At 66.4% G+C, this 26,457-nt stretch carries 26 protein-coding genes; 12 read left to right on the top strand and 14 right to left on the bottom strand.

All coding sequences use genetic code 11. The features are described from left to right. Window positions 1–17: 17 nt before the first annotated feature. The 3 genes from RCAP_RS03625 to sucC form a co-directional block, all read right to left on the bottom strand. A complete protein-coding gene (locus tag RCAP_RS03625) occupies window positions 18–338 on the bottom strand; it encodes a hypothetical protein (RefSeq protein WP_013066466.1) in 321 nt (106 codons plus the stop codon). 115 nt (window positions 339–453) lie between these two features. Next, window positions 454–1,338, bottom strand: a complete 885-nt coding sequence (sucD, locus tag RCAP_RS03620; protein ID WP_013066465.1) for a succinate--CoA ligase subunit alpha — start codon at window positions 1,336–1,338, stop codon at window positions 454–456. 4 nt (window positions 1,339–1,342) lie between these two features. Next, window positions 1,343–2,536 carry an ADP-forming succinate--CoA ligase subunit beta gene (gene sucC, locus RCAP_RS03615; protein WP_013066464.1) on the bottom strand — a complete coding sequence of 398 codons (1,194 nt, stop codon included), beginning with the start codon at window positions 2,534–2,536 and terminating at the stop codon, window positions 1,343–1,345. Window positions 2,537–2,755: 219 nt separating this feature from the next. Here sucC and RCAP_RS03610 point away from each other — a divergent pair, with 219 nt between their 5' ends. Further along, window positions 2,756–3,805, top strand: coding sequence for a glycosyltransferase family 2 protein (locus RCAP_RS03610; RefSeq protein ID WP_013066463.1), 1,050 nt, complete (start codon window positions 2,756–2,758; stop codon window positions 3,803–3,805). 43 nt (window positions 3,806–3,848) lie between these two features. Here the strand turns inward: RCAP_RS03610 and mdh are convergent, their stop codons facing one another. Next, the gene (gene mdh / locus RCAP_RS03605; protein WP_013066462.1) at window positions 3,849–4,811 is read right to left on the bottom strand and encodes a malate dehydrogenase; all 963 of its coding nucleotides are present in this window, start codon (window positions 4,809–4,811) and stop codon (window positions 3,849–3,851) included. Window positions 4,812–5,035: 224 nt separating this feature from the next. Between mdh and RCAP_RS03600 the strand changes: the two genes are divergently transcribed. After that, on the top strand, window positions 5,036–5,770 hold the full coding sequence (locus tag RCAP_RS03600; RefSeq protein WP_031320921.1) for a sulfite exporter TauE/SafE family protein: 735 nt from the start codon (window positions 5,036–5,038) through the stop codon (window positions 5,768–5,770). 135 nt (window positions 5,771–5,905) lie between these two features. Here RCAP_RS03600 and RCAP_RS03595 read toward each other — a convergent pair whose 3' ends face one another. The 3 genes from RCAP_RS03595 to RCAP_RS03585 form a co-directional block, all read right to left on the bottom strand. Continuing rightward, window positions 5,906–7,342 carry an NAD(P)(+) transhydrogenase (Re/Si-specific) subunit beta gene (locus tag RCAP_RS03595; RefSeq protein WP_013066460.1) on the bottom strand — a complete coding sequence of 479 codons (1,437 nt, stop codon included), beginning with the start codon at window positions 7,340–7,342 and terminating at the stop codon, window positions 5,906–5,908. Window positions 7,343–7,357: 15 nt separating this feature from the next. Further along, the gene (locus tag RCAP_RS03590; RefSeq protein ID WP_013066459.1) at window positions 7,358–8,932 is read right to left on the bottom strand and encodes a Re/Si-specific NAD(P)(+) transhydrogenase subunit alpha; all 1,575 of its coding nucleotides are present in this window, start codon (window positions 8,930–8,932) and stop codon (window positions 7,358–7,360) included. Between the two features lie 291 nt (window positions 8,933–9,223). Then, on the bottom strand, window positions 9,224–9,679 hold the full coding sequence (locus RCAP_RS03585) for a methyltransferase family protein (protein ID WP_013066458.1): 456 nt from the start codon (window positions 9,677–9,679) through the stop codon (window positions 9,224–9,226). 99 nt (window positions 9,680–9,778) lie between these two features. Between RCAP_RS03585 and kynU the strand changes: the two genes are divergently transcribed. The 3 genes from kynU (at window position 9,779) to RCAP_RS03570 (ending at window position 12,552) form a co-directional block, all read left to right on the top strand. Continuing rightward, window positions 9,779–10,975, top strand: a complete 1,197-nt coding sequence (kynU, locus tag RCAP_RS03580; RefSeq protein WP_013066457.1) for a kynureninase — start codon at window positions 9,779–9,781, stop codon at window positions 10,973–10,975. A 72-nt stretch (window positions 10,976–11,047) separates the two neighbouring features. After that, the gene (moaA, locus tag RCAP_RS03575) at window positions 11,048–12,049 is read left to right on the top strand and encodes a GTP 3',8-cyclase MoaA (RefSeq protein WP_013066456.1); all 1,002 of its coding nucleotides are present in this window, start codon (window positions 11,048–11,050) and stop codon (window positions 12,047–12,049) included. A 95-nt stretch (window positions 12,050–12,144) separates the two neighbouring features. Then, complete coding sequence (locus RCAP_RS03570) at window positions 12,145–12,552, top strand: universal stress protein (RefSeq protein WP_013066455.1); 408 nt, start codon at window positions 12,145–12,147, stop codon at window positions 12,550–12,552. A 35-nt stretch (window positions 12,553–12,587) separates the two neighbouring features. Here the strand turns inward: RCAP_RS03570 and RCAP_RS03565 are convergent, their stop codons facing one another. Both RCAP_RS03565 and RCAP_RS03560 read right to left on the bottom strand, forming a co-directional pair. Beyond that, window positions 12,588–13,754: a M20 aminoacylase family protein gene (locus tag RCAP_RS03565; RefSeq protein WP_013066454.1), complete on the bottom strand. Its 1,167-nt coding sequence runs from the start codon at window positions 13,752–13,754 to the stop codon at window positions 12,588–12,590. A 61-nt stretch (window positions 13,755–13,815) separates the two neighbouring features. Next, entirely contained in the window at window positions 13,816–15,156 is a 1,341-nt protein-coding gene (locus tag RCAP_RS03560) for an NAD(P)/FAD-dependent oxidoreductase (protein WP_013066453.1), read from the bottom strand. Between the two features lie 223 nt (window positions 15,157–15,379). On the opposite strand from RCAP_RS03560, the gene RCAP_RS03555 reads away from it, so the two are divergent. The 5 genes from RCAP_RS03555 (at window position 15,380) to RCAP_RS03535 (ending at window position 21,196) form a co-directional block, all read left to right on the top strand. Further along, window positions 15,380–16,405: an ABC transporter ATP-binding protein gene (locus RCAP_RS03555; RefSeq protein ID WP_013066452.1), complete on the top strand. Its 1,026-nt coding sequence runs from the start codon at window positions 15,380–15,382 to the stop codon at window positions 16,403–16,405. Next, window positions 16,398–17,408 carry an ABC transporter ATP-binding protein gene (locus RCAP_RS03550; RefSeq protein WP_013066451.1) on the top strand — a complete coding sequence of 337 codons (1,011 nt, stop codon included), beginning with the start codon at window positions 16,398–16,400 and terminating at the stop codon, window positions 17,406–17,408. Before RCAP_RS03555 ends, RCAP_RS03550 begins: the two co-directional genes overlap by 8 nt. Before the next feature lie 56 nt (window positions 17,409–17,464). Further along, entirely contained in the window at window positions 17,465–19,168 is a 1,704-nt protein-coding gene (locus RCAP_RS03545; protein WP_013066450.1) for a peptide ABC transporter substrate-binding protein, read from the top strand. A gap of 119 nt (window positions 19,169–19,287) precedes the next feature. Beyond that, the gene (locus RCAP_RS03540) at window positions 19,288–20,295 is read left to right on the top strand and encodes an ABC transporter permease (RefSeq protein ID WP_013066449.1); all 1,008 of its coding nucleotides are present in this window, start codon (window positions 19,288–19,290) and stop codon (window positions 20,293–20,295) included. Beyond that, a complete protein-coding gene (locus tag RCAP_RS03535; protein WP_013066448.1) occupies window positions 20,288–21,196 on the top strand; it encodes an ABC transporter permease in 909 nt (302 codons plus the stop codon). Before RCAP_RS03540 ends, RCAP_RS03535 begins: the two co-directional genes overlap by 8 nt. 220 nt (window positions 21,197–21,416) lie before the next feature. Here RCAP_RS03535 and RCAP_RS03530 read toward each other — a convergent pair whose 3' ends face one another. The 4 genes from RCAP_RS03530 to RCAP_RS03520 are packed head-to-tail and all read right to left on the bottom strand — an operon-like array spanning window position 21,417 to window position 24,369. Then, window positions 21,417–22,976, bottom strand: coding sequence for a cryptochrome/photolyase family protein (locus RCAP_RS03530; RefSeq protein WP_013066447.1), 1,560 nt, complete (start codon window positions 22,974–22,976; stop codon window positions 21,417–21,419). Then, the gene (locus RCAP_RS18760; RefSeq protein WP_013066446.1) at window positions 22,973–23,113 is read right to left on the bottom strand and encodes a DUF2256 domain-containing protein; all 141 of its coding nucleotides are present in this window, start codon (window positions 23,111–23,113) and stop codon (window positions 22,973–22,975) included. The genes RCAP_RS03530 and RCAP_RS18760 overlap by 4 nt, the downstream gene beginning before the upstream one ends. Further along, a complete protein-coding gene (locus tag RCAP_RS03525) occupies window positions 23,114–23,665 on the bottom strand; it encodes a glutathione peroxidase (protein ID WP_013066445.1) in 552 nt (183 codons plus the stop codon). Beyond that, a complete protein-coding gene (locus RCAP_RS03520; RefSeq protein WP_013066444.1) occupies window positions 23,662–24,369 on the bottom strand; it encodes a hypothetical protein in 708 nt (235 codons plus the stop codon). The genes RCAP_RS03525 and RCAP_RS03520 overlap by 4 nt, the downstream gene beginning before the upstream one ends. A 162-nt stretch (window positions 24,370–24,531) precedes the next feature. Between RCAP_RS03520 and RCAP_RS03515 the strand changes: the two genes are divergently transcribed. Beyond that, complete coding sequence (locus RCAP_RS03515) at window positions 24,532–25,077, top strand: sigma-70 family RNA polymerase sigma factor (protein WP_013066443.1); 546 nt, start codon at window positions 24,532–24,534, stop codon at window positions 25,075–25,077. Between the two features lie 5 nt (window positions 25,078–25,082). Continuing rightward, window positions 25,083–25,748 carry an anti-sigma factor gene (locus tag RCAP_RS03510; protein ID WP_238530219.1) on the top strand — a complete coding sequence of 222 codons (666 nt, stop codon included), beginning with the start codon at window positions 25,083–25,085 and terminating at the stop codon, window positions 25,746–25,748. On the opposite strand, the gene RCAP_RS03505 is transcribed toward RCAP_RS03510, so the two are convergent. After that, entirely contained in the window at window positions 25,745–26,329 is a 585-nt protein-coding gene (locus RCAP_RS03505) for a hypothetical protein (protein WP_023911032.1), read from the bottom strand. The genes RCAP_RS03510 and RCAP_RS03505 overlap by 4 nt on opposite strands. Between the last annotated feature and the right edge of the window lie 128 nt (window positions 26,330–26,457).

Below are 26,457 nucleotides of genomic sequence, written 5' to 3'. Positions count from 1 at the left end.
TCTTTGCCTCGGGCAGGTCAGCGGCGGTAGGGGCTTGCGGTGCCGGGCTGTCCGGCGGCTTCGGCGCAGGCGATGTCGTAATTGCCGCCTGCGTTTTCCGGCCCGCAGGGCGCTGCGGTGCCGTCAAGGATGGTGCCGTTCGTGCGCGCCGAATTCGCCAGCGCATAGCCGGTCGCCCCGGTGGGCGTCATGCCCGCGGGCACCTTTTGCGTCGTCACGATCGGCGTGGTGGTGATCGGGCCCGGGGCGGGCGGATCGATCGTTGTCGGACCCGCGTCGCATCCCGCCAGCGCCAGAGCCGCAAGGGCTATCGCCCCCGTGGTCAGTGTGAGCTTCATTCGACCCTCCCGTTCTGGCCTCTCGGCCCTTGGTTGCACGCGTCACAGGCGGGGCCCGACACCCCCGGAACCGGAATGGGACCGCGGCCTCCTCTGCCGCGGCCCCGAAGGGCGCTCAGCCCTTGATCGCTTTCAGCACGGCTTCGCCCAGATGGGCGGGGCTGTCCGCCACCACGATGCCCGCGCGTTTCATCGCTTCGATCTTGCTTTCCGCATCGCCCTTGCCGCCCGAGACGATGGCGCCGGCATGGCCCATGCGACGGCCGGGGGGCGCGGTGCGACCGGCGATGAAGCCCGCGGTCGGCTTCCAGCGGCCCTTTTTCTTTTCCGCCATCAGGAATTCGGCGGCTTCTTCCTCGGCCGAACCGCCGATTTCGCCGATCATGATGATCGAGGTGGTTTCCGGATCGGCGAGGAACATTTCCAGCACGTCGATATGTTCGGTGCCCTTGATCGGATCGCCGCCGATCCCCACGGCCGAGGATTGGCCCAGACCGACATCGGTCGTCTGTTTCACCGCCTCATAGGTCAGCGTGCCCGAGCGCGACACGACGCCGACCGAACCGCGCTTGAAGATCGAGCCCGGCATGATGCCGATCTTGCAGGCGTCGGGCGTCATCACGCCGGGGCAGTTCGGCCCGATCAGCCGCGACTTGCTGTCAATGAGCGCGCGTTTCACCCGCATCATGTCCAGCACCGGGATGCCCTCGGTGATGCAGACGATCAGCTCCATCTCGGCGTCGATGGCTTCCAGAATGGAATCCGCCGCAAAGGGCGGCGGCACATAGATCGCCGTCGCATGGGCGCCGGTGACATGTTTCGCCTCGTGGACCGAGTTGAAGACCGGCAGGCCCAGATGTTCGGAGCCGCCCTTGCCCGGGGTCACGCCGCCGACCATTTTCGTGCCGTAGGCGATGGCTTGTTCGCTGTGGAAGGTGCCCTGCGAGCCGGTGAAGCCCTGGCAGATGACCTTGGTGTGTTCGTTGACGAGGACTGCCATCTTCTTAGCCTTTCACCGCTGCCACGATCTTTTTCGCGCCGTCGGCCAGATCATCCGCGGCAATCACATTGAGCCCCGACTTGGCGATGATGTCCTTGCCAAGTTCGACGTTCGTGCCTTCAAGCCGCACCACCAGCGGCACTTTCAGGCCCACTTCCTTCACCGCCGCCAGCACGCCTTCCGCGATGATGTCGCAGCGCATGATGCCGCCGAAGATGTTGACGAGGATCCCCTTCACCTTCGGGTCCGAGGTGATGATCTTGAACGCCTCGGTGACCTTTTCCTTGGTGGCGCCGCCGCCCACGTCAAGGAAGTTGGCCGGTTCGGCGCCGTAAAGCTTGATGATGTCCATCGTGGCCATCGCCAGCCCCGCGCCGTTCACCATGCAGCCGATCTCGCCATCCAGCGCGATGTAGTTCAGGTCGAACCGCGAGGCTTCCAGTTCCTTCGGGTCTTCCTCGGTCACGTCGCGCAGGTCCATCACGTCGGGCTGGCGGTAAAGCGCGTTGTTGTCAAAGCCGAGTTTCGCATCGAGCACCTTCAGCTGGCCGTCGGTGGTGACGATCAGCGGGTTGATCTCCAGCATCTCCATGTCCTTCTCGAGGAAGGCCTTGTAGAGCTTCTTGATCAGCGACACGCATTGCTTGACCTGATTGCCCTCCAGCCCCAGCGCAAAGGCGATGCGGCGGCCGTGGAAATCGCTCAGACCCGTCGCCGGATCAACCGAGAAGGAGAGGATCTTTTCCGGCGTGTGGGCCGCGACTTCCTCGATGTCCATCCCGCCCTCGGTCGAGCAGACGAAGCTCACGCGCGAGGATTTGCGGTCGATCAGCAGCGCAAGATAGAGCTCGCGCGAGATGTCCGATCCTTCCTCGATATAGATGCGGTTCACCTGTTTCCCGGCCGGGCCGGTCTGATGGGTGACAAGGGTGCGGCCCAGCATCTGGCGGGCCAGCGTTTCGGCCTCGGCCACGGAGCGGGCCAGACGCACGCCGCCCTTTTCGCCCGCTTCGGCTTCCTTGAAATGGCCCTTGCCGCGGCCCCCGGCGTGGATCTGCGCCTTGACCACCCAAAGCGGGCCGTCAAGCTCGCTGGCTGCAGCCTTGACCTCGTCCGCCTTGAGCACGATGCGGCCGTTCGAGACCGGGCAGCCGTAGCTCTTGAGCAACTGCTTGGCCTGGTATTCGTGGATATTCATGGCATTGATCCCATGCTGATGTGTTTGGGGTGGTTTGGCATATTCCGCCCCGGCCACAAACCCAAAACTGCGCGTTTCGCGGGCGCCGGGGCAGAAAAATCGGCTTTGTGATCACGGCCCGCAAATGCGTGATCACAAATTGCCGCAGAGCAGCGAACTTGATTGCGATAACGGAATCGGCTTTGCTTTGCGCAAGGAAATTTCAAATCAGAGGTTGGCATGGCAAGCTGGGGCGTGGTGTCGATGGTGGACGAGCCTGCCCCTTTGATCGCGGCCTTTGTCGGCCATCATCTGGCGCTTGGCGCGGCCGAGGTGCATGTCTGTCTGGACCGTCCCAACCCTGCGGCGCAGGATCTTCTGGCGGGGGTGCCGGGCGCGGTGCTGCATGCGGATGGCGAGGACAGCTGGCGCTATCGCAGCTTCGGCCGCCGCCCCGAAAACATGAACGCGCGGCAGAAATATCATGCCAGCCGGATCCTGGCGCAGACGCGGCTGGACTGGATCCTGCACTGCGATTGCGACGAATATCTGCAGCCCTCGGGCGATGCGATCGGCGCCCTGCTGGACCGGGTGCCGCAACAGGCCGCCTGGGTGCAGGTGCCGGTGGCGGAACGGGTGGAGATCCGCGGCCAGCCGCTGGCCGATATCTTCGGCGGCGCCTTTCGCCTGCCCTGGGAGGGGTTCGCGACCGAGGGCGGGCAGGTCTATGACGCCGAAGCCCGGCAGCTGCTGCAGGGCGGGGTCTGCGGTCACACGATGGGCAAGGCCTTCGTGCGGTCCGGGCGGGGGCTCTTCATCGGCGTGCATCACGGGCTGACGCATTATCCGGCGGCGCGGCGCAGCCCCGATCTGGTCAAGGGCGGCGGGATGCGGCTTTTGCATTTCGACGGGCTGACCGAGCTGCAATTCGCGCTCAAGCTGCTGCGCTACGGGCTGGCGGACCGCCCCGGCAATCCGGCCGCGCACAGCCGCGCGCGCTGGGCGCAGATCCGCGCCATCGCGGCGGATGCGGCCTGCGGGGACCGGCTGCGGGCGCTTTATCGGGCGGCAAAGACGATCTCTGCGGAACAGGCAAGGGCGCTGAGCGGGCGCAAGCTCTTGCGCGGCTGGGCGCCGGGGATCGCGCAGCGCGCTGCCGGGGTGCTGCCGTGCCCGCCCGATCTGCGCGCCGCCGCCTTTGACCGGGCGCTGATCGCGCATGAGGGGGCGCTGTTCGATCAGATCCGGGCGCGCACGGGCTTTGACCCGGAGGCGCTGGCCGCAAATTGAAAAGGGCGGGGAAATCCCCGCCCTTTCAAGAATTTGGCGTGGATCACGCCAGCGTCGGATCGATCGCCTTGCAGGCCGCGACCAGACCCTTGACCGCGTCGACCGACTTGTCGAACATCGCCTGTTCGGCGTCGTTCAGCTTGATATCGACGACTTTCTCGATGCCACCGGCGCCGATGATCGTCGGCACGCCGACATACATCCCGTCCAGCCCGAAGGCGCCATCGACCCAGGCCGCGCAGGGCAGCAGGCGCTTCTGGTCGTTGAGATAGGCTTCCGCCATCTCGATCGCCGAGGTCGCGGGCGCATAGAAGGCCGAGCCGGTCTTCAGCAGGCCGACGATTTCCGCGCCGCCATCCCGGGTGCGCTGGATGATCGCGTCGAGTTTTTCCTGCGTGGTCCAGCCCATTTGCACCAGATCCGGCAGCGGGATGCCCGCGACGGTCGAGTAACGGGCCAGCGGCACCATCGTGTCGCCATGGCCGCCCAGCACGAAGGCGGTGACATCGCGCATCGAGACGCCGAATTCGACCGAGAGGAAGTGACGGAACCGCGCCGAGTCGAGCACGCCGGCCATGCCGACGACTTTCTCCGCGGGCAGGCCCGAGAATTGCTGCAGCGCCCAGACCATCGCATCAAGCGGGTTGGTGATACAGATCACGAAGGCATTCGGCGCGTATTTGGCGATGCCTTCGCCGACCGATTTCATCACCTTGAGGTTGATGCCCAGAAGGTCGTCGCGCGACATCCCCGGCTTGCGCGGCACACCGGCGGTGACGATGCAGACATCGGCGCCCGCGATGTCCTCATAGGAGTTGGTGCCCTTGAAGCAGCCGTCGAAGCCCTCGGAGGGACCGGATTCGGCGATGTCGAGCGCCTTGCCCTGCGGCGTGCCCTCGGCGATGTCGAAGAGGACGACGTCCCCCAGTTCTTTGATCGCGGCGAGGTGGGCAAGCGTGCCACCGATCTGACCGGCGCCGATAAGGGCGATCTTGGGTCGGGCCATGGGTTCCTCCACAGGTCGGGAATGGTGTAAGCGTGGCGAAGGACTAGCGTCTAACCCCCCGGCTGGCAAGGGTGCTGCGGGGCAGCAGGACCAGTTCCCTTGCGATGTATGCGATTGCATACTGCCCCCGGCCCGCTGTTTGCGCTAAACATTTCCTTGCGGCGGGCGGCCCGGGGCGCGAAAGCCCGGGCTGCGGTCAGGTGATTCTCGGAGGGGCGATGGAACTGGATGCGTTCGGTTGGGTCATGGCGGTTCTGGCGGCGGTCAGCGTCGGCATGGCCAAGGGCGGTCTGCCGATGATTTCGTCGCTGTCGGTGCCGCTGCTGGCGGGGGTGATGAACCCGGTCGCGGCGGCGGGGCTTTTGCTGCCGGTCTATATCGTCTCGGATCTGTTCGGGCTGATCGCCTACCGGCGCGATTTCGACGCGCGGGTGCTGAAGATCCTGGTGCCTGCGACGGCTTTGGGGGTGGGCTTCGGCTGGGCCACCGCCTCGGTCGTGCCCGAAACCGCGGTGACGGCGCTGGTCGGGCTGATCGGGGTGGTTTTCGCACTGAACGCGCTCGCGCGTCCGCGCCTTGGCGGTGCGCGCAGGGCACGGCTGGCACCCGGCCTCTTCTGGGGCACGATCACCGGCTTCACCAGCTTCGTCAGCCATTCCGGCGGCCCGCCCTATCAGGCCTATACGATCCCGCTCAACCTGCCGCGCACGGTCTTTGCCGGCACTTCGACGCTGCTCTTCGCCTGGGTGAATGCGATCAAGCTGATCCCCTATGCGGCGCTGGGGCAGATCAATGTCACCAGCCTTGGCACGGCGCTGAAACTGGCCCCGGTCGCCGCGGTGTCGGTCTTTTTCGGGGTCAAACTGGTGCGGATCCTGCCGCACGAGAGCTTTTACAAGCTCGTCACCTGGGCGCTGCTGCTGATCTCGCTCAAGCTGCTCTGGGACCTTCTTCCCTGAGCCCCCCTGTCACCTTGCGGCAAATATCCTGGGGGTCCGGGGGCGAAGCCCCCGGCGGGTCGCCCCGGCACAGCCGGGGCGAAATGAAAAACCCCGCCGTTTCCGGCGGGGCTCTGTCACGGGGTCCAAGGCGGCTCAGTGCCGGATCAGATGCAGCAGCTCTTCCAGCGACTTTTTCGCGTCGCCATAGAACATGCGGGTGTTTTCCTTGTAGAACAGCGGGTTCTCGATCCCCGAATAGCCGGTGCCCTGACCGCGCTTGCTGACAAAGACCTGTTTCGCCTTCCAGCATTCCAGCACCGGCATCCCGGCGATCGGCGAATTCGGGTCTTCCTGCGCCGCCGGGTTCACGATGTCGTTCGAGCCGATGACGATCGCCACGTCGGTTTCCGGGAAGTCCTCGTTGATCTCGTCCATCTCCAGAACGATGTCGTAAGGCACCTTGGCTTCGGCCAGAAGCACGTTCATGTGCCCGGGCAGACGGCCCGCCACCGGGTGGATGGCGAAACGCACGGTCTTGCCGCGGCCGCGCAGCACCGAGGTCAGCTCGCTGACCGCCATCTGCGCCTGCGCCACCGCCATGCCGTAGCCCGGGATGATGATGATGCTGTCGGCCTCGTTCAGCGCATCGGCCACGCCCTGCGCGTCGATCGCCACCTGTTCGCCCGCCACTTCCATCGCCGGACCCGAGGTATTGCCGAAGCCGCCCAGGATCACCGAGATGAAGGACCGGTTCATCGCCTTGCACATGATGTAGCTCAGGATCGCGCCCGAAGAGCCCACCAGCGCGCCGGTGACGATCAGAAGATCGTTGCCAAGCGAGAAGCCGATCGCCGCCGCAGCCCAGCCCGAATAGCTGTTCAGCATCGACACCACCACCGGCATGTCGGCGCCGCCGATGCCCATGATCAGGTGATAGCCGATGAAGAGCGCCAGAAGCGTCATCAGCAGCAGCGGCCAGGTGCCGTAACCCAGCATGAACAGCACCAGCATCGCGATCGAGGTCAGCGCCGCCGTCGCGTTCAGCAGATGCCCGCCCGGCAGTTTCTTCGCCTTGGTGTCGACCTTGCCCGCAAGCTTGCCGAAGGCGATGATCGAGCCGGTGAAGGTCACGGCCCCGATGAAGACACCGAGGAACAGCTCGACCCGCAGGATCGCCAGCTCGGTCGGCGTCTTGTGCGCGACCAGCGCCGCGAAGCCTTCCAGCGCGGCTTTCGCCGCCTCGTCCATGCCCGGCACGCGCACCGATTCAATATAGGCGTTGTAGCCGACCAGAACGGCCGCCAGACCGACGAGCGAGTGCATCGCGGCCACAAGCTGCGGCATCTCGGTCATCTGGACCTTTTTCGCGACCTTCATGCCATAAAAGCCGCCCGCGCCCAGAAGGATCAGCGACAGGATCCAAAGCCCCTGCCCCGGCCCGACCAGCGTCGCCGCCACGGCCAGCGCCATGCCGACGATGCCGTACCAGACGGCGCGTTTGGCGCTTTCCTGCCCCGAAAGGCCGCCCAGCGAAAGGATGAACAGAACTGCCGCAACGACATAGGCAGCCGTGGTGAAACCGAATTCCATTGTTCTTTCCTCCGCTTACGACTTCTGGAACATCGCCAGCATGCGCCGGGTGACCATGAAACCGCCGAAGATGTTGACGCCCGCCATGAAGACCGACACGGCCGAAAGCAGGATGACGAGGACCGAGCCCGAGCCCATCTGCAGCAAAGCGCCCAGAATGATGATCGAGGAAATCGCGTTCGTCACCGCCATCAAGGGCGTGTGCAGCGAATGGCTGACGTTCCAGATCACCTGGAAGCCGACGAAGCACGAGAGCGCAAAGACGATGAAATGCGCCATGAAGGAGGCAGGCGCCACAAGGCCCAGCGCCAGCAAGGCCACGCCGCCCACACCCAGCATCAGGATCTGGTTGCGGGTTTCCTTGCGGAAGGCGGCCTTCTCGGCGGCGCGGATTTCCTCGGGCGTCAGGACCTTGGCCTTTTCCTTCGGCTTTTGCGCCGCGATGGCCGCGATTTTCGGCGGCGGCGGCGGGAAAGTGATCGCGCCGTCAAAGGTCACGGTGGCGCCGCGGATCACGTCGTCTTCCATGTTGTGCACGACGACGCCATCCTTGCCGGGCGTCAGGTCGGTCATCATGTGACGGATGTTGGTCGCGTAAAGCTGGCTCGACTGCGCCGCCATCCGCGAGGGGAAATCGGTGTAGCCGATCACCGTCACGCCGTTCGGGGTGACGATCTTTTCGTCCTTTTTCGTCAGCTCGCAGTTGCCGCCACGCTCGGCCGCAAGGTCCACGATGACCGAGCCGCGCTTCATCGCCTCGACCATGTCGCGCGTCCACAGGATCGGCGCATCGCGGCCCGGGATCAGCGCGGTGGTGATGACGATATCCATCTCGGGCGCGAGTTCGCGGAATTTCTTCAGCTGCGCTTCGCGGAATTCCGGCGAGGAGGGCGCGGCGTAACCGCCCGTCGCGGCGCCGTCCTGGGCCTGTTCCTCGAAATCGAGATAGACGAATTCGGCGCCCATCGATTCGATCTGTTCGGCCACTTCGGGACGCACGTCAAAAGCATAGGTGATCGCGCCCAGCGCCGTCGAGGCGCCGATGGCGGCCAGACCGGCGACGCCCGCGCCGACGATCAGCACCTTGGCCGGGGGCACCTTGCCCGCCGCCGTCACCTGGCCGGTGAAGAAGCGGCCGAAGTTGTTGCCCGCCTCGATCACCGCGCGATAGCCCGAGATGTTCGCCATGGAGGACAGCGCGTCCATCTTCTGCGCGCGCGAAATCCGCGGCACCATGTCCATCGCGATCACATTCGCCCCGGTGGCCTTGGCGGCCTCCAGCAGATCCTTGTTCTGCGCCGGATAGAAGAAGGAAATCAGCGTCTTGCCCGCTTTCAGACGGGCCACTTCGGCGTCAACCGGCGGGCGCACCTTGGCCACCACGTCGACCGCGTCGAAAAGCGCCGCTGCGCCCTCGACCACGGTCACGCCGACGGCCGCATAAGCGCTGTCCTCGAAGCCCGCGGCATGGCCCGCGCCCGCCTCCACGAAACAAGTGTGCCCCAGCTTCTGAAGCTGGACCGCAGAGTCGGGGGTCAGCGCGACCCGCGCCTCTCCCTCGAAAATCTCCTTCGGAGCGCCGATTTTCACTTCTGTCTCTCCCAATGCTGCCCCGGGACGATTTCAGCCCGGGGACAAAACGTGGCGAGACCTCTTAACACCGCGTAAGAAAGTTTCACAAGCGATTGATCACGCGTAAGAGTTGCAAATCTGTCGCGGCCCCGGGGCGGGCTTTCGGCATACCGTGGCATACCATGTTACCGCTCGCATTTCCCGCGCCGTTTCAAGGGTTTGGCAAGGCTCCGCCGCCCCTGCGGGCAAAGCCGCCGGGGGCGGGCAAATGCCCGGCTGCGACGATTTTTCTGCGACGCAGCAAATCGGTCACAGCCAGCGGCGGGTGCGGGCGCGATAGGCCTGATATTCGGGGCCGAAAAGCGTCGCGATGGCGACCTCTTCGCCGCGGATGTAGCGGCGCGTGATCAGCGCCATGAAGGCGGGCACGAGCGGCGCGGCCAGCGCGGCATCCCAGACCAGCACCAGCCCGGCCAGGATCATCGCATCGGCCAGATAGATCGGATTGCGCGAGAGCGCGAAGACACCGCCCGTCACCAGCCGCCCAGGCTTGCGGCGCGGAATGAGGGGGGTGCGCGCCAGCACCATCTGTGCCGCCGCAACCAGCGTCAGACCGACCCCCGCCAGCACCAGCGCATAGCCCGGCGGATGGGTGAAGGGCAGCGGCAAGGGCAGCGCCCGCCCGGTCAGCCAGACCACCGCGGCAAAAAGCGCCAGCCAAAGCGGCGGAAGGTCGATCTCTCTCAGCGCCTCTTTCACGGTCATGGCTCTCTCCCTCCGGCCCAAGGTGACGCGGGTTCCTGCGGCGCGCAAGCCCTTGCAGCCGGAGCGCCGCCGCGCCAGTCTGCGCGAAAGGAGATCCCGATGACCACCGATTTCACCGCCACCAAGGCGCTTTTCGATCTGCCCGCGGGCGTGATCTATCTGGACGGCAATTCGCTGGGGCCGCTGCCGCGCGCCGTCGCCCCGCGGGTCGAGGCGGCGATCCGCGCCGAATGGGGGGCGATGCTGATCACCGCCTGGAACAAGGCCGGGTGGATGGACCTGCCCGAGCGTCTGGGCAACCGGATCGGGCGGCTGATCGGGGCGGAACCGGGCACGGTGACGCTGGGCGACACGCTTTCGATCAAGGTCTTTCAGGCGCTTGATGCAGCACTGCAACTGCGTCCCGAGCGTCGGGTGATCCTGTCCGACAGCGGCAATTTCCCGACCGATCTTTACATGGCGCAGGGGCTGACCGGGCTTCTGGGTCAGGGCTATGAGCTGCGCGTGGTCGCCCCCGAGGACGTCGAGGCCGCGATCGACGAGACGGTGGCGGTGACGATGCTGACCGAGGTCGATTACCGCACCGGCCGCAAGCACGACATGGCGGCGCTGACGGCCAAGGCCCATGCCGCGGGGGCGCTTGCGTTCTGGGATCTGGCCCATTCGGCGGGCGCGGTGCCGGTCGATCTGGCGGGCGCGGGCGCCGATTTCGCGGCGGGCTGCACCTACAAATACCTGAACTCCGGCCCCGGTGGCCCGGCCTTCATCTACGTTGCCCCCCGTCACGCGGGCCAGGTGCGGCCGGTGCTCTCGGGCTGGCTCGGCCATGACGCGCCCTTTGCCTTCGAGCCCGGCTACCGCCCCGCCCCGGGCGCGGCGCGGATGCGCGTCGGCACGCCGCCGGTGCTGCAGCTGGCCGCGCTCGAGGCCGCACTTGATGTCTGGGACGGGGTCTCGATGGCCGAGATCCGCGCCCGCTCGATCGCGCTCACCTCCCGCTTCATCGCCGCGGTGGAGGCGAATTGCCCCGATCTGACCCTGGTCACCCCGCGCGATCCGCAGGCCCGCGGCAGCCAGGTCAGCTTCGCCCATGCCCAGGGCTATGCGATCATGCAGGCGCTGATTGCCCGCGGCGTGATCGGCGATTTCCGCGCCCCCGACATCCTGCGCTTCGGCGTCACGCCGCTTTACATCGGCGAGGCCGAGATCGACCGCGCCGCCGACATCCTGACCGAGGTGATGGCGACCCGCGCCTGGGACCGGCCCGAGTTCCACGCCCGGGCAAAAGTGACCTGAGGGTCGCAACAGCGCGACATCCCGCCGCAGACCGCGCTTGCCCGGCTGCGGCGGATCGCCTAAATTCAAGGCATGGAACAGCTGACCGACCCTTTTGCGCGGGCCATCACTTACCTGCGGGTCTCGGTGACGGATCGCTGCGACTTCCGCTGCAGCTATTGCATGGACGAGGGCACCCGTTTCCTGCCCCGCGCCGATCTGCTCTCGCTCGAGGAACTTGACCGGCTCTGCTCGGTCTTCATCGGGCTGGGGGTGCGCAAGCTGCGCCTCACCGGCGGCGAGCCCTTGTTGCGCCGCAACGTGATGAGCCTGTTTCGCGGGCTCTCGCGGCATCTGGAAACGGGGGCGCTGCACGAGCTGACCTTGACCACGAACGGCTCGACGCTGGCAGCCCATGCCGCCGATCTGGCCGCCTGCGGGGTGAGGCGGGTGAATGTCTCGCTCGACAGCCTGCGGGCGGACCGGTTCAGGGCGATCACACGGCGCGGCGATCTGGGGGCGGTGCTGGCGGGCATCGCCGCGGCCCGGACGGCCGGGCTGCGGGTGAAGATCAACACCGTGGCCCTGCGCGGCGTGAACGAGGACGAACTGATCGATCTGGCCCGCTGGGCCGGGGCCGAAGGCCATGATCTGAGCTTCATCGAAGTGATGCCGGTGGGCGAGATGCCGATGCAGGATCGCGCCGCCACCTTCCTGTCGCTGGCCGAGGTGCGGGCGCGGCTGGCTGATCATCTGACCCTGACCGACCTGCCCGAGACGACGGGCGGCCCCGCCCGCTATGTCCGCGCGGCCGAAACCGGGCAAAGGATCGGCTTCATCACGCCGCTCTCGCACGGCTTTTGCGAGGCCTGCAACCGGGTCCGGATCAGCGCCACGGGGACGCTTTTCCCCTGTCTGGGGCAAGAGGGGGGCACCGATCTGCGCGCGCCCCTGCGCGGCTCGGAGGGGGACGCGGCCCTGACCCGCGCCATCCGCGCCGCAATCGGGCGCAAACCGCGCGGCCATGATTTCGGCTATGGCGCGGGCGGCGCCACCGGGCAGGTCGGGCGCGGCATGAACCGGACCGGGGGATAGGCCGAACGGCAGAAAGCGTGACCTGAATCAAGGCGCCCGCCTGTTTTGCGGGCAGAATGAAACCATCCGAAACGACGCCTTCAAAGGAGTCCGCCATGTATGCCAATATCATCGTGCCCGTTGCCTTCGACGAGGAGCACAACCCCGACACCGCGCTGAACGTGGCGCGGACGCTGGCCGCTCCTCAGGCGCGGGTGACCATCGTCCATGTGATGGCCGATGTGCCCGGCTATGCGATTTCCTACATGCCCGAGGGCTATGATGCCGAATTGCGCCAGACGCTGCAAAATCAGCTCGATGCGCTGGCAGCCGAGTTCGAGAATGGCGCGGGCGTGCTGCGCCAGGGCCATGCCGCGAATGAAATCCTTGATCTGGTGGACGAGATCGGCGCCGATTGCATCGTGATCGCCGGGCACCGGCCGGGTCTGGGCGATTACCTGATCGGCTCGACCGCGGCCCGGGTGGTGCGCCATGCGCCCTGTTCGGTGATGGTGCTGCGCTAAGGCAAGGGGGGCTCTGTCCCCCTGTCCCGCCCGCCTTACGCCGCGGGCATCCGGCTTTCGACCATCCCGGCATACCAGCTCGACCCGAAGGGAATCGCGCTGTCGTCGAAATCATAGGCCGGGTGGTGCACCATCGCGCTGTCGCCATTGCCGAGGAAGATATAGGCGCCCGGCCGCGCGTTCAGCATGTAGGAGAAATCCTCGCCCCCCATCATCGGCGCGACCGCGGTATCGACCTGACCCGAGACCGCCTGCGCCACCGCAACGGCATAGTCGGTATTCTCGGGCGTGTTCATCGTCACCGGATAGCCGCGGATGTAACTGATCCCGACCGTCGCCCCATGCGCCGCCGCGATCCCCTCGGCCACCGCCTTCACCCGCGCCTCGGCCAGATCGCGCACGCCCGGGTCAAGCGAGCGCACCGTGCCCCGCAGCACCACCGTCTGCGGGATGACGTTGTAAGCCTCGCTTTCCGTGCGGAAGGTGCAGATCGAGACCACGACCTGTTTCAGCGGATCGACATTGCGCGAAGCGATCTGCTGCATCGCGACAACGATATGCGAGGCCACCAAGGTCGTGTCGATACAGTCATGCGGTTTCGCCGCATGGCCGCCCTTGCCGGTCACCACGATGTCGAACTGATCCGTCGCGGCCATCATCGGGCCGGGGCGGATGGCGAAACGGCCGACCGGGATGCCCGGCATGTTGTGCATGCCGTAGACTTCCTGAATGCCCCAGCGCTCCATCATGCCATCATCGACCATCGCCTTGCCGCCGCCGCCGCCCTCTTCGGCCGGCTGGAAGATGACAACCGCGGTGCCGTCGAAATTCCGCGTCTCGGCCAGATATTTGGCCGCGCCCAGCAGCATCGCCGTATGGCCGTCATGGCCGCAGGCATGCATCTTGCCCGGCACTTTCGAGGCATGCGCCGCCCCGGTCTGTTCCACGATCGGCAGCGCATCCATGTCGGCGCGCAGCCCCACCACCCGGCCCGAAGTATCGCTTCGGCCGCGGATCACGCCCACGACGCCGGTCTGGCCGATGCCCTCGACCACCTCGTCGCAGCCGAAGTCGCGCAGAAGCCCCGCCACCTTGGCGGCGGTGCGGTGGACCTCGTAAAGCAGTTCCGGGTTTTCGTGGAAGTCGCGCCGCCAGGCGGTGATCTCGGGCAGCAGTTCGGCGAAGCGGTTCTTGACGGGCATGGTCTTGCCTTTGCTTGGAAAACTCGTGGAAGCGTCGCAGGCTTTGGCCGCGGCGACAAGGTCAGAAGGTGGGGCCGAGGTCGATTTTTGATCCGTCGGTAAAACGGCCCCAACGGAAGCGGCTCAGGTCATGGCCGGGGGCTTCCCCGGTCATCAGGCTCGCCATCACCCGGCCGACGCCCGGCCCGATCCCGAAGCCATGGCCGGAAAGCCCGGTGGCGACGTAAAGGCCCGGCAGCGGCGCGGCATCGAGCACCGGCACGGTATCGGGCATCACGTCGATCATCCCGGCCCAGTCGCGCACCAGCTTCGGTTCGCCCAGGGACGGGAAGGCCCGCCCGAAGGCGCGCTGGACATTGTGCAGGAAGACCCGGTTCGGCGCGGGGTCCAGAATCCGGCAGCGCTCGAACGGGCTTTCGCGATCCTCGGACCACATCCGCGCCGTCGTCCAGCCATCGGGCCAGCCCGGTTCGGGCGCGCGCGGATGGATCGCGGTCTTCGACAGGTCGCGGCGCATCTGCGGCATGTATTTCCCGAAATGCCGCAGCGCATCGGGCCCCAGGTAGAAATCATGCGAGGTCCCGGGCGCCACCGTATAGCTGCCATCAAGCCGCCGCCGCCAGGCAAAGACGTCATCGACGCCCGAAACTTGCGTGATCTCGGGCAGGGGCACGGTCTGCGCCACGGTCGAGCGCACCAGCAGCTGCGGCAGGCTCAGCCCGTGGCGGCGCAGGAACAGCGACGACCAGGCCCCCGCCGCCACCAGCACCTGCGCGCAGCGGATGCGGCCGTTTTCGGTGACGACGCCCGCCACCTGCCCCGCGGCAATGTCAAGCGCGCGCACCGCGCAATGCTCGATCACCGTCACCCCCGCCCGCCGCGCGCGCTCGGCCAGCATCGGCACCGCCACGAAGGGCTCGGCCCGGGCATCGGAGGGGGTGATGAGGCCGGTCACCCAATTCGTGGCATGGGGAATCGCTGCCGCCAGCTGCGCCCGGCCCAGATGGTGACTTTCGAGCCCATGCGCCCGCGCCAAATCGACCCAGGCGGCAAAAGCCTCGGCCGTGGCGGGCTTGTCCGACAGATAGGCGACGCCGCAGCGGCGAAAGCCAAGCTCCGGCCCCAGCTCGGCGGCAAGCCCCTCCCACAGCCGCATCGCCTCCTGCATGATCGGCAATTCGGCGGGATCGCGGCCCTGTTGCCGGATCCAGCCCCAGTTTCGCGAAGATTGCTCGCCCGCGACCCGGCCCTTTTCCAAAACCACGACCCGGCGCCCGGCCAGCGCAAGAAAATGAGCCGCCATTACCCCGGCGATGCCCGCGCCCACCACCACCACATCGGCAGCCTCGGGCAGGGCCGCGGAAAAACGCACGGGATCGTTGAGCGAAATCACAAACGGCATCGGCAGCTCCTTCGGGTCGGGACGGTGCAGGCTTGACCGGCGCGGCCGCAAGGTCAAGCCCGGCGCGCGCGCAGCCGCCCTGCGGCCCGCGCAGGGCTGCCGCCGCGTTAGCGCTTGCACTGGGCGCGAAAATCTCTAACAATCGGTCAAATATCTTCACCTATCCGTGAAGAAACGCAGAACAACGCCGGCAAACGGCGCAAGTCAAAGACTGGGGGACGCAATGCGCAACGGCGCGCAGCCCGTGCTCGAGGTGACGAACCTCAAGACGATCTTTCGCACCCGTGGCGGCGAGGTGCATGCGGTCAACTCTGTTTCCTTCGACCTGAAACCCGGCGAATTGCTGGGGGTGGTCGGCGAATCCGGGTCCGGCAAATCCGTCACCATGATGTCGCTGATCGGGCTTTTGCCCAGCCCCCCCGCCGAGGTGCGGGACGGCCGGGTGATGTTTGACGGGCTTGACCTGCTCAAATGCACCCCCGCGCAGCTGCGCGCGGTGCGCGGCCCCGGCGTCGGTTTCATCTTTCAGGATCCGATGACCTCGCTCAACCCGGTGTTCACCGTGGGCTATCAGCTGCGCGAGCCGCTGATGAAGCACATGGGGATGACGAAGGCGCAGGCGCAGGTGCGGGCGCAGGAGCTGCTTGAACTGGTCGGCATCCCCGATGCCGGGCGGCGGCTGAAGGATTTCCCGCATCAGTTCTCGGGCGGGATGCGGCAGCGGGTGATGATCGCGATTGCGCTGGCCTGCGATCCGAAAGTCCTGATCGCGGATGAGCCCACGACCGCGCTGGACGTGACGATTCAGGCGCAAATCCTGGAACTGGTGAAGGATCTTCGGCAGAAACTGGGCATGGCGATTGTCTGGATCACCCATGATCTGGGCGTGATCGCGGGCATCGCCGACCGGATCATGGTCATGTATGGCGGCCAGATCGTCGAACATGGCACGGTGAAAGAGGTCTTTGCCAAGCCCCGCCACCCCTATACGCGGGCGCTGTTGCAGACCGTTCCCAGCGTGCGCGGCGAGCGGGCCGAGAAACTGAACGTGATCGAGGGCCAGCCGCCGATCCTGCGCGCCGCCCCCACGGCCTGCCCGTTCCGCGACCGCTGCACCCTGCGCTTTGCCGCCTGCGACGCCGCCAATCCGGCGCGATACGCGGTGGGCCCTGGCCATGATGCGGCCTGTTTTTGGGATTTCGACACCGACGCCCCGCGCCGGGAAGTGACGGAGACAGCCGATGTTTGACGGCGGCAAGCGGCCTCTGGTCGAGGTCGAAGGGCTGAAGATGTATTTCCCGATCACGGCGGGGCTGTTCCGCGCCAAGGTCGGCGACGTGAAGGCGGTCGATGACGTGACCTTCACCATCTTTGAGGGCGAAACCCTGGGTCTGGTGGGGGAATCGGGCTGTGGCAAATCCACCTGCGGGCGGGCGGTGCTGCGGCTTTACGAACCCACCGCGGGCTCGGTGCTGATCGACGGCGAGGATGTTCTGGCGGCGCCGCCGGGCGAACTCCGCGCGCTGCGCCCGAAGATGCAGATGGTGTTTCAGGACCCGCAGGCGTCCTTGAACCCGCGCATGACGGTGGCGGGGATCATCGGCGAGCCTTTGGACGAACACACGACGCTGAACCGGGCGCAGAAACTGGCCCGGATCTACGAGTTGATGGACAAGGTCGGGCTGAACCGCGATTTCGCCAACCGCTATCCGCATGAATTTTCCGGCGGCCAGCGCCAGCGCATCGGCATTGCCCGGGCCCTGGCGCTGAACCCGCGCTTCATCGTCTGCGACGAGCCGATCGCGGCCCTGGACGTGTCGATTCAGGCGCAGGTGGTGAACCTTCTGGAAGAGCTGCAGGACAGCCTTGGGCTGACCTATCTGTTCATCAGCCATGACCTGTCGATGGTGCGCCACATCGCCGACCGCGTCGCGGTGATGTATCTGGGCCGGATCGTCGAGCTGGCCTCGCGCGATGCGCTTTATGAAGCGCCGCTGCATCCCTATACGCAGGCGCTGCTTTCGGCCGTGCCCGAGCCCGACCCGAATGCCGAAACCACCCGGCAGCGGATCATCCTCAAGGGCGACGTGCCCTCGCCCGCCAATCCGCCCAAGGGCTGCAATTTCTGCACCCGCTGCCCGAAGGTGATGGATCTGTGCCGCAGGGTCGAGCCCGAGTATCGCGAAGTGGCGCCGGGTCATTTCACCGCCTGCCATCTGCACAATCAGACCGCCGGGCAAACGGCGGCGTGACACGCGGGCAAGAGCCCGAGCAAACGTGATCCCTGCATCCATGAAGGAGAGGACGCATGAAACTCAAGACCGCTTTGATGGGGGCCGCCGCCGTGCTGGCCTTTGCGCCCGCCGCGTTCGCCGAACGCGGTGCGGACGGTGAGCTGAAGATCATCCAGTCGCAGGCCGCCTCGACGATGAACCAGTACCTGTCCTCGGGCACCAAGGACATCAACGCCTCCTCGATGGTCTCGGAGCCGCTGGCCTCCTACAAGCCCGATGGCACGCTGATGGCCCGCCTTGCGGCGGAAATCCCGACGCTGGAAAACGGCGGCGTTTCGGCTGACGGCAAGACCATCACCTGGAAGCTGCTGCCGGGCGTGAAATGGTCGGACGGCACCGATTTCACCGCCGATGACGTGGTCTTCACCGGGCAATATTGCATGGATCCGGCCGGCGGCTGCGCGCAGCTGTCGAAATTCGAAGGCATCGAGAAGATCGAAGCCGTCGATCCGCTGACCGTGAAGATCACCTTCCTGAAGCCGAAGACGAATCCCTATTCCGCCTTCGTCGGCGCGCTGGCGCCGATCCTGCAAAAGGCGCAATTCGAGAAATGCCTGGGCGCCAATGCCTCGAGCTGCACCGAGGCGAACTTCAAGCCGATCGGCACCGGCCCGTTCATGGTCACCGACTTCAAGACCAATGACGTGGCGGTGTTCGAGGCGAACCCCCATTACCGCGATCCGGCCAAGCCCGCCTTCGCCCGTGCCACGCTCAAGGGCGGCAACGATGCGATGTCGACGGCGCGCGCCGTGATGGAAACGGCCGAATACGATTACGGCTGGAACACCCAGATCGAGCCCGAAGTGCAGGCGCAGATGATCGCCGCGGGCAAGGGCAAGTTCGTGACCGCTTACGGCGGGCTGGTCGAACGGCTGGAACTGAACATGACCGACCCCTCCTCGGCCCTGCCCGAGGGCGAGCGCTCGACCGTCAAGCATCCGCATCCGATCTTCTCCGACATCCGCGTGCGTCAGGCGCTGTCGATGGCGATCGACCGCTCGCTGCTGGTCGAAATCGGCTATGGCGAGGCGGCCCGGCCGACCTGCAACCTGGTGCCCGCGCCCGAGATGTTCGCCTCGGACAACACCGGCTGCCTGACCCAGGACGTGGAAGGCGCGAAGAAGCTGCTCGATGAGGCGGGCTGGACCGATACCGACGGCGACGGCATCCGCGACAAGGACGGCAAGAAACTGAGCCTGGTGTTCCAGACCTCGGTCAACCCGATCCGGCAGAACTTCCAGGCGATGATCAAGCAATGGTGGAACGATGTCGGCATCGAGGTCGAGCTGAAACAGATCGACCCGTCGGTGTTCTTCGGCGGCGATGCGGGCTCGCCCGACACGTTCCAGAAGTTCTACGCCGATGTGCAGATGTTCGCCAACGAATGGGACGGCACCGACCCGCAAGCCTATCTGGCGCAGCTGACCTGCGAAAAGGCACCCAAGCCCGAGGATCAGTGGCAGGGGGAAAACATCCCGCGCTTCTGCAACCCGGATTACGACGCGCTGATCAAGGAAATGCTGACGACGGCCGATGCCGGCGCCCGCGCCGAGCAGATCAAGAAGTTGAACGACATGGTGACGAAAGATGCGATGGTGACGGTGCCGCTGGCGAACCGCGCCCGCTTCTCGGCGGTGTCGAACACGCTTCTCGGCGTCGAGATGAACGCCTGGGACAGCGAATACTGGAACGTGGCCGACTGGTCGCGGGCGAAGTGATCGCAGGATAAGAGACCGTACGTCGACCGGCAGGGCCGGTTCCCCAGGGGGGGGGGGGCGCTGCGGCCCGGCGCCCCCCCGCCACCCCCCGAAGGAAAGAGAGACGAGCCGAGGCGCCGATGTTCCAGTATACGATGCGACGATTGCTGATTGCGATCCCGACGCTTCTGATCATTTCTCTGGTGATCTTCCTGCTTCTGGAGGCCGCCCCCGGCGACCCCCTGGGCGAGGTTCCCCTGACCGTGCCGCCCGAAGTGAAGGCGAAGATGCGCAGTGCGCTCGGCCTCGATGCCGCGTGGTATGTGCGCTATTTCCTCTGGCTCAAGCAGATGTTCTGGATCGAGCCGATGCATCTGATCGACACGCTCTTCGGCACGCATCTGGCCGATGACATGCAGCGGGTGATCTCGTTCCAGTCGCGCCAGCCGGTGATGGACATCATCGCGCAGCGCATGCCGCAGACGCTGATCGTCGTCGGCTCGGCCTATGTGATCGGCGTCCTGATCGCGGTGCCGATCGGCATCCTGTCGGCCTACCGGCAATATTCCTGGTTCGACAACCTTGGCACCTTCATCTCGATGATCGGCTTTTCGGTGCCGACCTTCTTTACCGGCGTCGTGCTGATCGTGATCTTCGCGGTCAAGCTGCAATGGTTCCCGATGGTCTATGACACCACCTTGCAGGTCACCGACTGGGACAGCTTCACGAAGCAGCTCCGGCAGATGGTGATGCCGGTCACGGTGCTCTCGCTCTTCAACGCGGCGCAGATCTCGCGGTTCATGCGGTCTTCCATGCTTGACAACCTCGGGCAGGATTACGTCCGCACCGCCCGCGCCAAGGGCCTGACCGAGCGGGTCGTGGTGCTGATCCACGTGCTGCGCAACTCGCTCATCCCGGTCGTCACCGTGATCGCGCTGGGCGTGCCCTCGATCTTCGGCGGCGCGATCATCACCGAACAGGTGTTCAAGGTGAACGGGCTCGGCCAGCAGCTGATCCTGGCCATCCACGCCAACGACCTGCCGATGGTGATGACGCTGACCTTCATCTTCGCCGTGCTGATCGTGCTTTTCAACCTGATTGCCGATCTGCTTTACGGCATCCTCGATCCCCGGATCCGCTATGACTGACACCACCGCTGCCAAAATCCGCCCGCCGCGCAACCAGTGGTGGGATGTCTGGGACCAGTTCAAGACCCACAAGGGCGCGCTGGTCGGCCTGACGATCTTTGTCGCGATCCTCGGCCTGATCCTGATCGGGCCGCTCGTGTGGCACATCGACCCGACCTATGTCGATTTCCGCGCCCGCAACAAGGGCTTCTCGCTTGCCCATCCGCTGGGCACCGACCAGCTGGGCCGGGACCTCCTGGCGCGGATGATGGCGGGGGGCAAGGTCTCGATCTCGGTCGGACTGACCGCGATGTCGCTCTCGATCTTCCTTGGCGCCACGATCGGCGTGCTGGCGGGCTATTTCAAACGCCTTGACGGGCATCTGATGCGGCTCACCGACCTCTTCCTGGCGCTGCCGCTGCTTCCCCTGCTGCTTTTGATGGTGACGCTGTTCCGCGATCCGCTCTCGAAGGGCTTCGGGCCCGAGGGCGGGATCTTCCTGCTGATCGTCACCGCGATCGGCGCGACTTCCTGGATGCAGACCGCCCGCATCGTGCGCGGCGAGGTGCTGGCGCTGAAGGAACGGGAATTCGTGCTGGCGGCGCGCTCGATCGGCACGCCCGCGCATCGGCTGGTGCTGCGCCACATCCTGCCCAACGTGATGTCGCCCATCATGGTCTCGGCGACGCTCGGCATCGCCTCGGCGATCATCACGGAATCGGCGCTGTCGTTCCTGGGCCTCGGCTTCCCGCCCGATTTCCCGACCTGGGGGCGGCTTCTGTTCGATGCCGTCGATCAGATCCAGCTTTACCCCTGGCGGGTGATCCTGCCCGGCATCGCGATTTCGCTGACAGTGCTCAGCGTGAACTACATCGGCGACGGGTTGCGCGACGCGCTTGATCCGCGCATTCGCGGCCGCTGATCCGGTTTCGGGCGGAACAGGAAAGGCAGCGCCTTTCCCCGCCCGCAGCGCAACGCCTCGACACGACCGCCAATCCCAGGTGCAACAGAGGCCAGCGCCCGGCCCGGGCGGCTCGAAAGCGCCCGCCATGGGGCGGGGCGGGCGCTGGCCGAGTGCCTGAAGCACTCGGCGTCGCCAAAATCGCTGTCTCGCATGGCCGCGTCACCGGCCGCGGCCAAAACTACCACCCCAGCGACAACTGCCCCGACGGCGCCTCGGGCGCCGCCATCCGCGCGAAGAACGCCTCGGCCTCGGCCATGATCGCTGCCCGCTCCCCCTCCCCCATCGCAGTCAGCGCCTTGTAGGGCAGCGCCATCCGGGGATTCTTTCCGAACCGGTCCTGATGGGTGATCAGGAAATTCCAGTACAGGTAATTCATCGGACAGGCGTTCTTGCCGGTCCGCGCCTTGGCATCATGGCCGCAGCCGCGGCAGTAATCCGACATCCGCCCGATATAGGCCGCCGCCGCCGCATAGGGTTTCGACCCCAGCCGCCCGCCATCGGCATGGGCCACCATCCCATGCACATTCGGGAGTTCCACCCATTCAAACGCATCGGCATAGACCGCCAGATACCATTCCTCGATCTCTGCGGGCGCGATCCCCGCCAGAAGCGCGAAATTCCCCGTCACCATCAGCCGCTGGATGTGATGCGCATAGGCATTGTCGCGCGTGCCCCGGATCACCTCGGCCAGACAGCGCATCCGTGTCGCGCCGGTCCAGTAAAAGGCGGGCAAGGGCCGCGTGGCATTCAGCGCATTCGTCGCCGCATAGCCGGGCATTTCGGTCCAATAAATCCCGCGGACGAATTCGCGCCAGCCGATCACCTGCCGGATAAAACCCTCGACCGCGTTCAGGGGCGCCCGGCCCGCATGATATTCCCGTTCCGCCGCCGCCGCGACCTCAAGCGCGGTCAGAAGCCCGATGTTCAGCGCAGGCGCGATCAGCGCATGATAGAGGAAATCCTCGCCCGCCTGCATCGCATCCTGCCAATCCCCGAACGACGGCAGACCGACGCGCAGGAAATCCTCCAGCGCCTGCAGCGCCTCGGCGCGCGTCACCGGCCAGCCAAAACGATCCAGCCTGCCGAAGTGATCGCCAAACCGCGCCTCGACCAGCGTCATCACCTCGGCCGTCACCGCATCGGGGGCAAACCGTCTGCGTCTCGGCGCCCGATGGCCGCGCGGCAGGGCCTTGCGGTTCTCGGCGTCGAAATTCCATTTCCCGCCAAGGGGTTTCGCCCCCTCCATCAAAAGCCCGGTGCGCCGCCGCATCTCGCGGTAGAAATATTCCATCCGCCCGGTCTTGCCCGCCGCCGTCAGCAGGGCGAATTCGGCGGGCGCACACAGGAAGCGGTCATCCTCGCGGATCTCGACCGGAACACCGATCCGCCCGGGCCAGCCCCGCATCAGCTCCAGCACCCGCCATTCGCCCGGATGCGTCACCACCACCGCCTCGGGGCGATGCCGCGCCACGGCCCGGGCGAGTTCCCCGGTGAAATCCTGCAGATTGCCCGGATCGTCCAGCCGCACGTAATCGACCCTGATCCCCTCGGCCCGCAGCTCCTCCGCGAAATGCCGCATCGCCGAGAGGACCAGAACCAGTTTCTGCTTGTGGTGCCGCACATAGGTCGCTTCGGCCGCGACCTCGACCATCAGCACCACATCGCGCGCGGGCTCGATCCCGTCCAAGGACGAGATCCCCCGCGTCAGCTGATCGCCAAGGATGAAAACCAGCCTCATCGCGCGCGGCGGCAGCGGTCAGAGCAGAACCGGACGTTTTCCCAGTCCCGCGCCCATTTCCGGCGCCAGCTGAACGGGCGGCCGCATCCGGCGCAGATCTTTTGCGCCAGATCGCCCTTGCGGATCATTTTCGCCACTCACGCCCCCGGCAAAAGCGGCTCGAAGGCGGCGCGGATCGCGCTGCTTTCGGGCTTCGTCATCGAGCCCCAGGTGGCGACCACCCGGCCCTCGCCATCCAGAAGCACCTTGTTGAAATTCCAGCGCGGCACGAAGCCCTGCGTCTCCTTCAGCCATTTGAAGAACGGATGCGCGCCCTCGCCCAGAACCGGGGTGATGTCGGTCATCGGCACGGTCAGACCATAGGTCAGGGTGCAGAATTCCGAGACTTCCTTGCCGCTCTCCAGCTCCTGCTTGAAATCGTCCGAGGGCACGGCCAGCACGATCAGCCCCTTCGGCCCCCAGGCCTTGTGCAGCGCCTGCAGCCCTTCGAGCTGCGGGGTGAAGCCGCAGAGCGACGCGGTGTTCACGACCAGCACCGGATGACCGCGATAGGCGGCGGTGTCGATCACCCCGCCCTCGATCGAGGCGAAGGTGAAGCTCGGCGCCGCCGCCTCGGTCGCGCGGGCGGCGGGGGCGGCAAAGGCCCCGAACCCGGTCAGCACCGCGGCCGCCATCAGCTTGAGTTTCATTGCAGTTTCCTCCTGCGCAAAAGAAGCGTTGCCGCGACAAGCAAAAGCCCGACAAGGGCGAGAGCCAGCACCGGCCAGTCCCCCGCCCGGGCATTCGACACGATCACCCCAAAGAGCGCCCAGCCCGCGCCGAACGCATAGCTTGGCACCTCGGGGCGGCGCCAGACCACCAGAAGCGCGGTCAGGGTGACGCCCGTCAGCGACAGATAGGCCGCCTGCTGGCCGGTCAAGACCCCCTGCCCGCCCAGGGTGATGGCGATGGCGACGCCGCAGGCCGCCGTCACCCAGCCCGCATAAAGCCCGACCGGCGCGGCCGCCCACAGACCGGCGGGCGCGCGCAGAAAGGCGGCAATCGCCGTCGCCGCCATGAAGATCAGCATCACCGTCGCCAGCACCGGCTGCAAATTCGCCACGGTGATCCAGAAACTGCCCACCGCCAGCGACAGGATCAGCGCCAGCCGCATCTCTGCCCAGGCGGGGTCACGCCACGCCCGCACCAGCCCGTAAGCCGCCCCGGCGATCAGCCAAAGGTAAATCGCCCCCCAGATCGAAAACGCCCAGCCCACCGGCTGCACCGGCCAGCGCTCGGCCACGACCGGGAATTGCGACGGCGTGAAGCCGCGAAAGCCGTCGCTCAGGAAGGGCGAGCCGGCAAAGGTCAGCGCAACGATCAGCACCAGCGGCGCCAGCAACCTGCGATCCATCTTCGTCTCCGTTTTCAACCATCCTGCGGGTCCGCGCCGCGAAGTGCAACCGGGACGATTGTCATTGCGGCGGGGCTCGTGGCATTCTTGTTTTGACAAGACGCGGGCGCCGGGCAAAAGGTTGCGTCCGAACAGCAAAATGGCGAAAGGCGACCGGATCAGATGGCGGATGCGGGACAGGATCTGGGCGAGATGCTGGCGCGGGTGGCGCTGGCGGACCGTGCCGCTTTCGAGCGGCTTTATTCGGTGCAGGGCGCGAAACTTTTCGGCCTCTGCCTGCGTCTCCTCAAGGACCGCCGGGAAGCGGAGGATGCCTTGCAGGATGTGTTCGTGAAGATCTGGATGAATGCCGACCGTTATGTGCCCGAGGTGGCGAGTCCCGCCGCCTGGCTGAATGCGGTCACCCGCAACCTGTGCCTTGACCGGCTGCGGCGGCGCAAGGGCGGCGAGGTGGGCGTCGAGCTGCTGGAGGAGCTGCCCGCCGAGGCCCCGGGCCCGGAAGCGGCGGCGATCCGCGCCTCGGAGGGGCGGCAGATCGAGGCCTGTCTGGGGCGGCTTGACGCTTCCCGGGCCGAGGCGGTGCGGCGTGCCTATGTCGAGGGCGAAAGCTATCTGGAACTGGCCGAGCGTTTCGCCGTGCCGCTCAACACGATGCGGTCCTGGCTGCGGCGGTCGCTGATCTCGCTGCGGGAGTGTCTGGAAGGATGAGCGGGATGCGACAGGACGATATCGCGCTGGCGGGGGAATATGTGCTGGGCACGCTGCCCGGGGCGGAACGGCAGGCGGCGGTGCGGCGGATCGCGACCGATCCCGATTTCGCCCGCGAGGTGGCGCGCTGGGAAAGCCGCTTCGATCCGCTGGCGGCCGAGGTCATGCCGGTGGCGCCGCCCGCGCGGGTCTGGACCGGGGTCGAGACCCGGGTCTTCGGGCGGCCGGAGCAGGCGGGCTTCGGGCTGTGGCGCTGGCTGGCCGGGGCCTCGGGGCTGTCGGTGGCGTTTCTGGCGGCGCTTCTGACGCTTGGGCAGCCGATCCTGCCCGCGCGCGGACCGATGCTGGTCTCGGACATGGTCTCCAGCGATGGCACGGTGCGGCTGGCGGCGCTTTACGACAGCGAGACCGGCGAGATGCGGGTCTCGATGGGCGGGAATGCCCCCGCGCCGGGGCGTGATTTCGAATTGTGGGTGATCGCGGGCGCGGGACAACCGATTTCGCTGGGCGTGATGCCGCGGCAGGGCAAGGCGGCGATGCCGATTCCCGAGGCGATCCGGCCGATGCTGGCCGAGGCGGTGCTGGCGATCACCGAGGAACCGCTGGGCGGATCGCCCGAAGGTGTCGCCACCGGCCCGCTGGTGGCCAAGGCGGCGCTGCGGCGGATCTAACCTGCGCCCGGGCCGAAGCCGCCGGTCATCGGCGTGCTGGGCGCCCGGCGCTGGCGCAGGCTGGCCACCCCCTCGTCGATCTGCGCCGCGCAGCCGGGGCAGATGACGTAAGCGACCCCGGCGGGATGATCCGCCCCCAGATCCTCGGCGAAATTCCAGCCCGCATCCGGCAGATGCACCGCGCCGCAGAAAGAACATTTCCGCGCCGCGGCCGTTTCATCGGCATGCCATGGCGGCAGGGCGACCTCGAAGGCGCGGGCATCGCGCAGATCATGCACCATCAGCACGCGATCGTCCTTCATCGGCTGGATCGTCAGCTGGACACGGCGCAACAACCGCGGGCTGTCGCAGCGATAGTCGATGCGCAGCGGCGCCCCGGCATCGCGCACGGCGGCGATCATCCGCGCCAGCGCGGCGCGCGTGGTCTCGCCCGTGACATGCCGCGCAAGCGGCGTTGCCAGCACGCGGTTCGAGCCTGCGCCCGACCCGCCGTTTGCCAGCGCGAACTCGTCCCATTCGCCACCGATCCAGAGGATCCGGTCATCCGGGTCAAGCACGTAATAAACCTGTTGGAATTTCAAGGCATTCGTCCGACTTCGTCTCCTGCCCGACCGCAGGATCCTGTCCGACTGTGCCATGGTCACCTTGTCGCAGGCAAGCCAAATGCACGGACACGGCGAATTTATGCCTTGTCCGTGCATCTTTGCAG

Source organism: Rhodobacter capsulatus SB 1003 (assembly GCF_000021865.1).
Classification (GTDB): domain Bacteria; phylum Pseudomonadota; class Alphaproteobacteria; order Rhodobacterales; family Rhodobacteraceae; genus Rhodobacter; species Rhodobacter capsulatus_B.
This window is presented reverse-complemented; position numbering and strand designations above follow the sequence as displayed.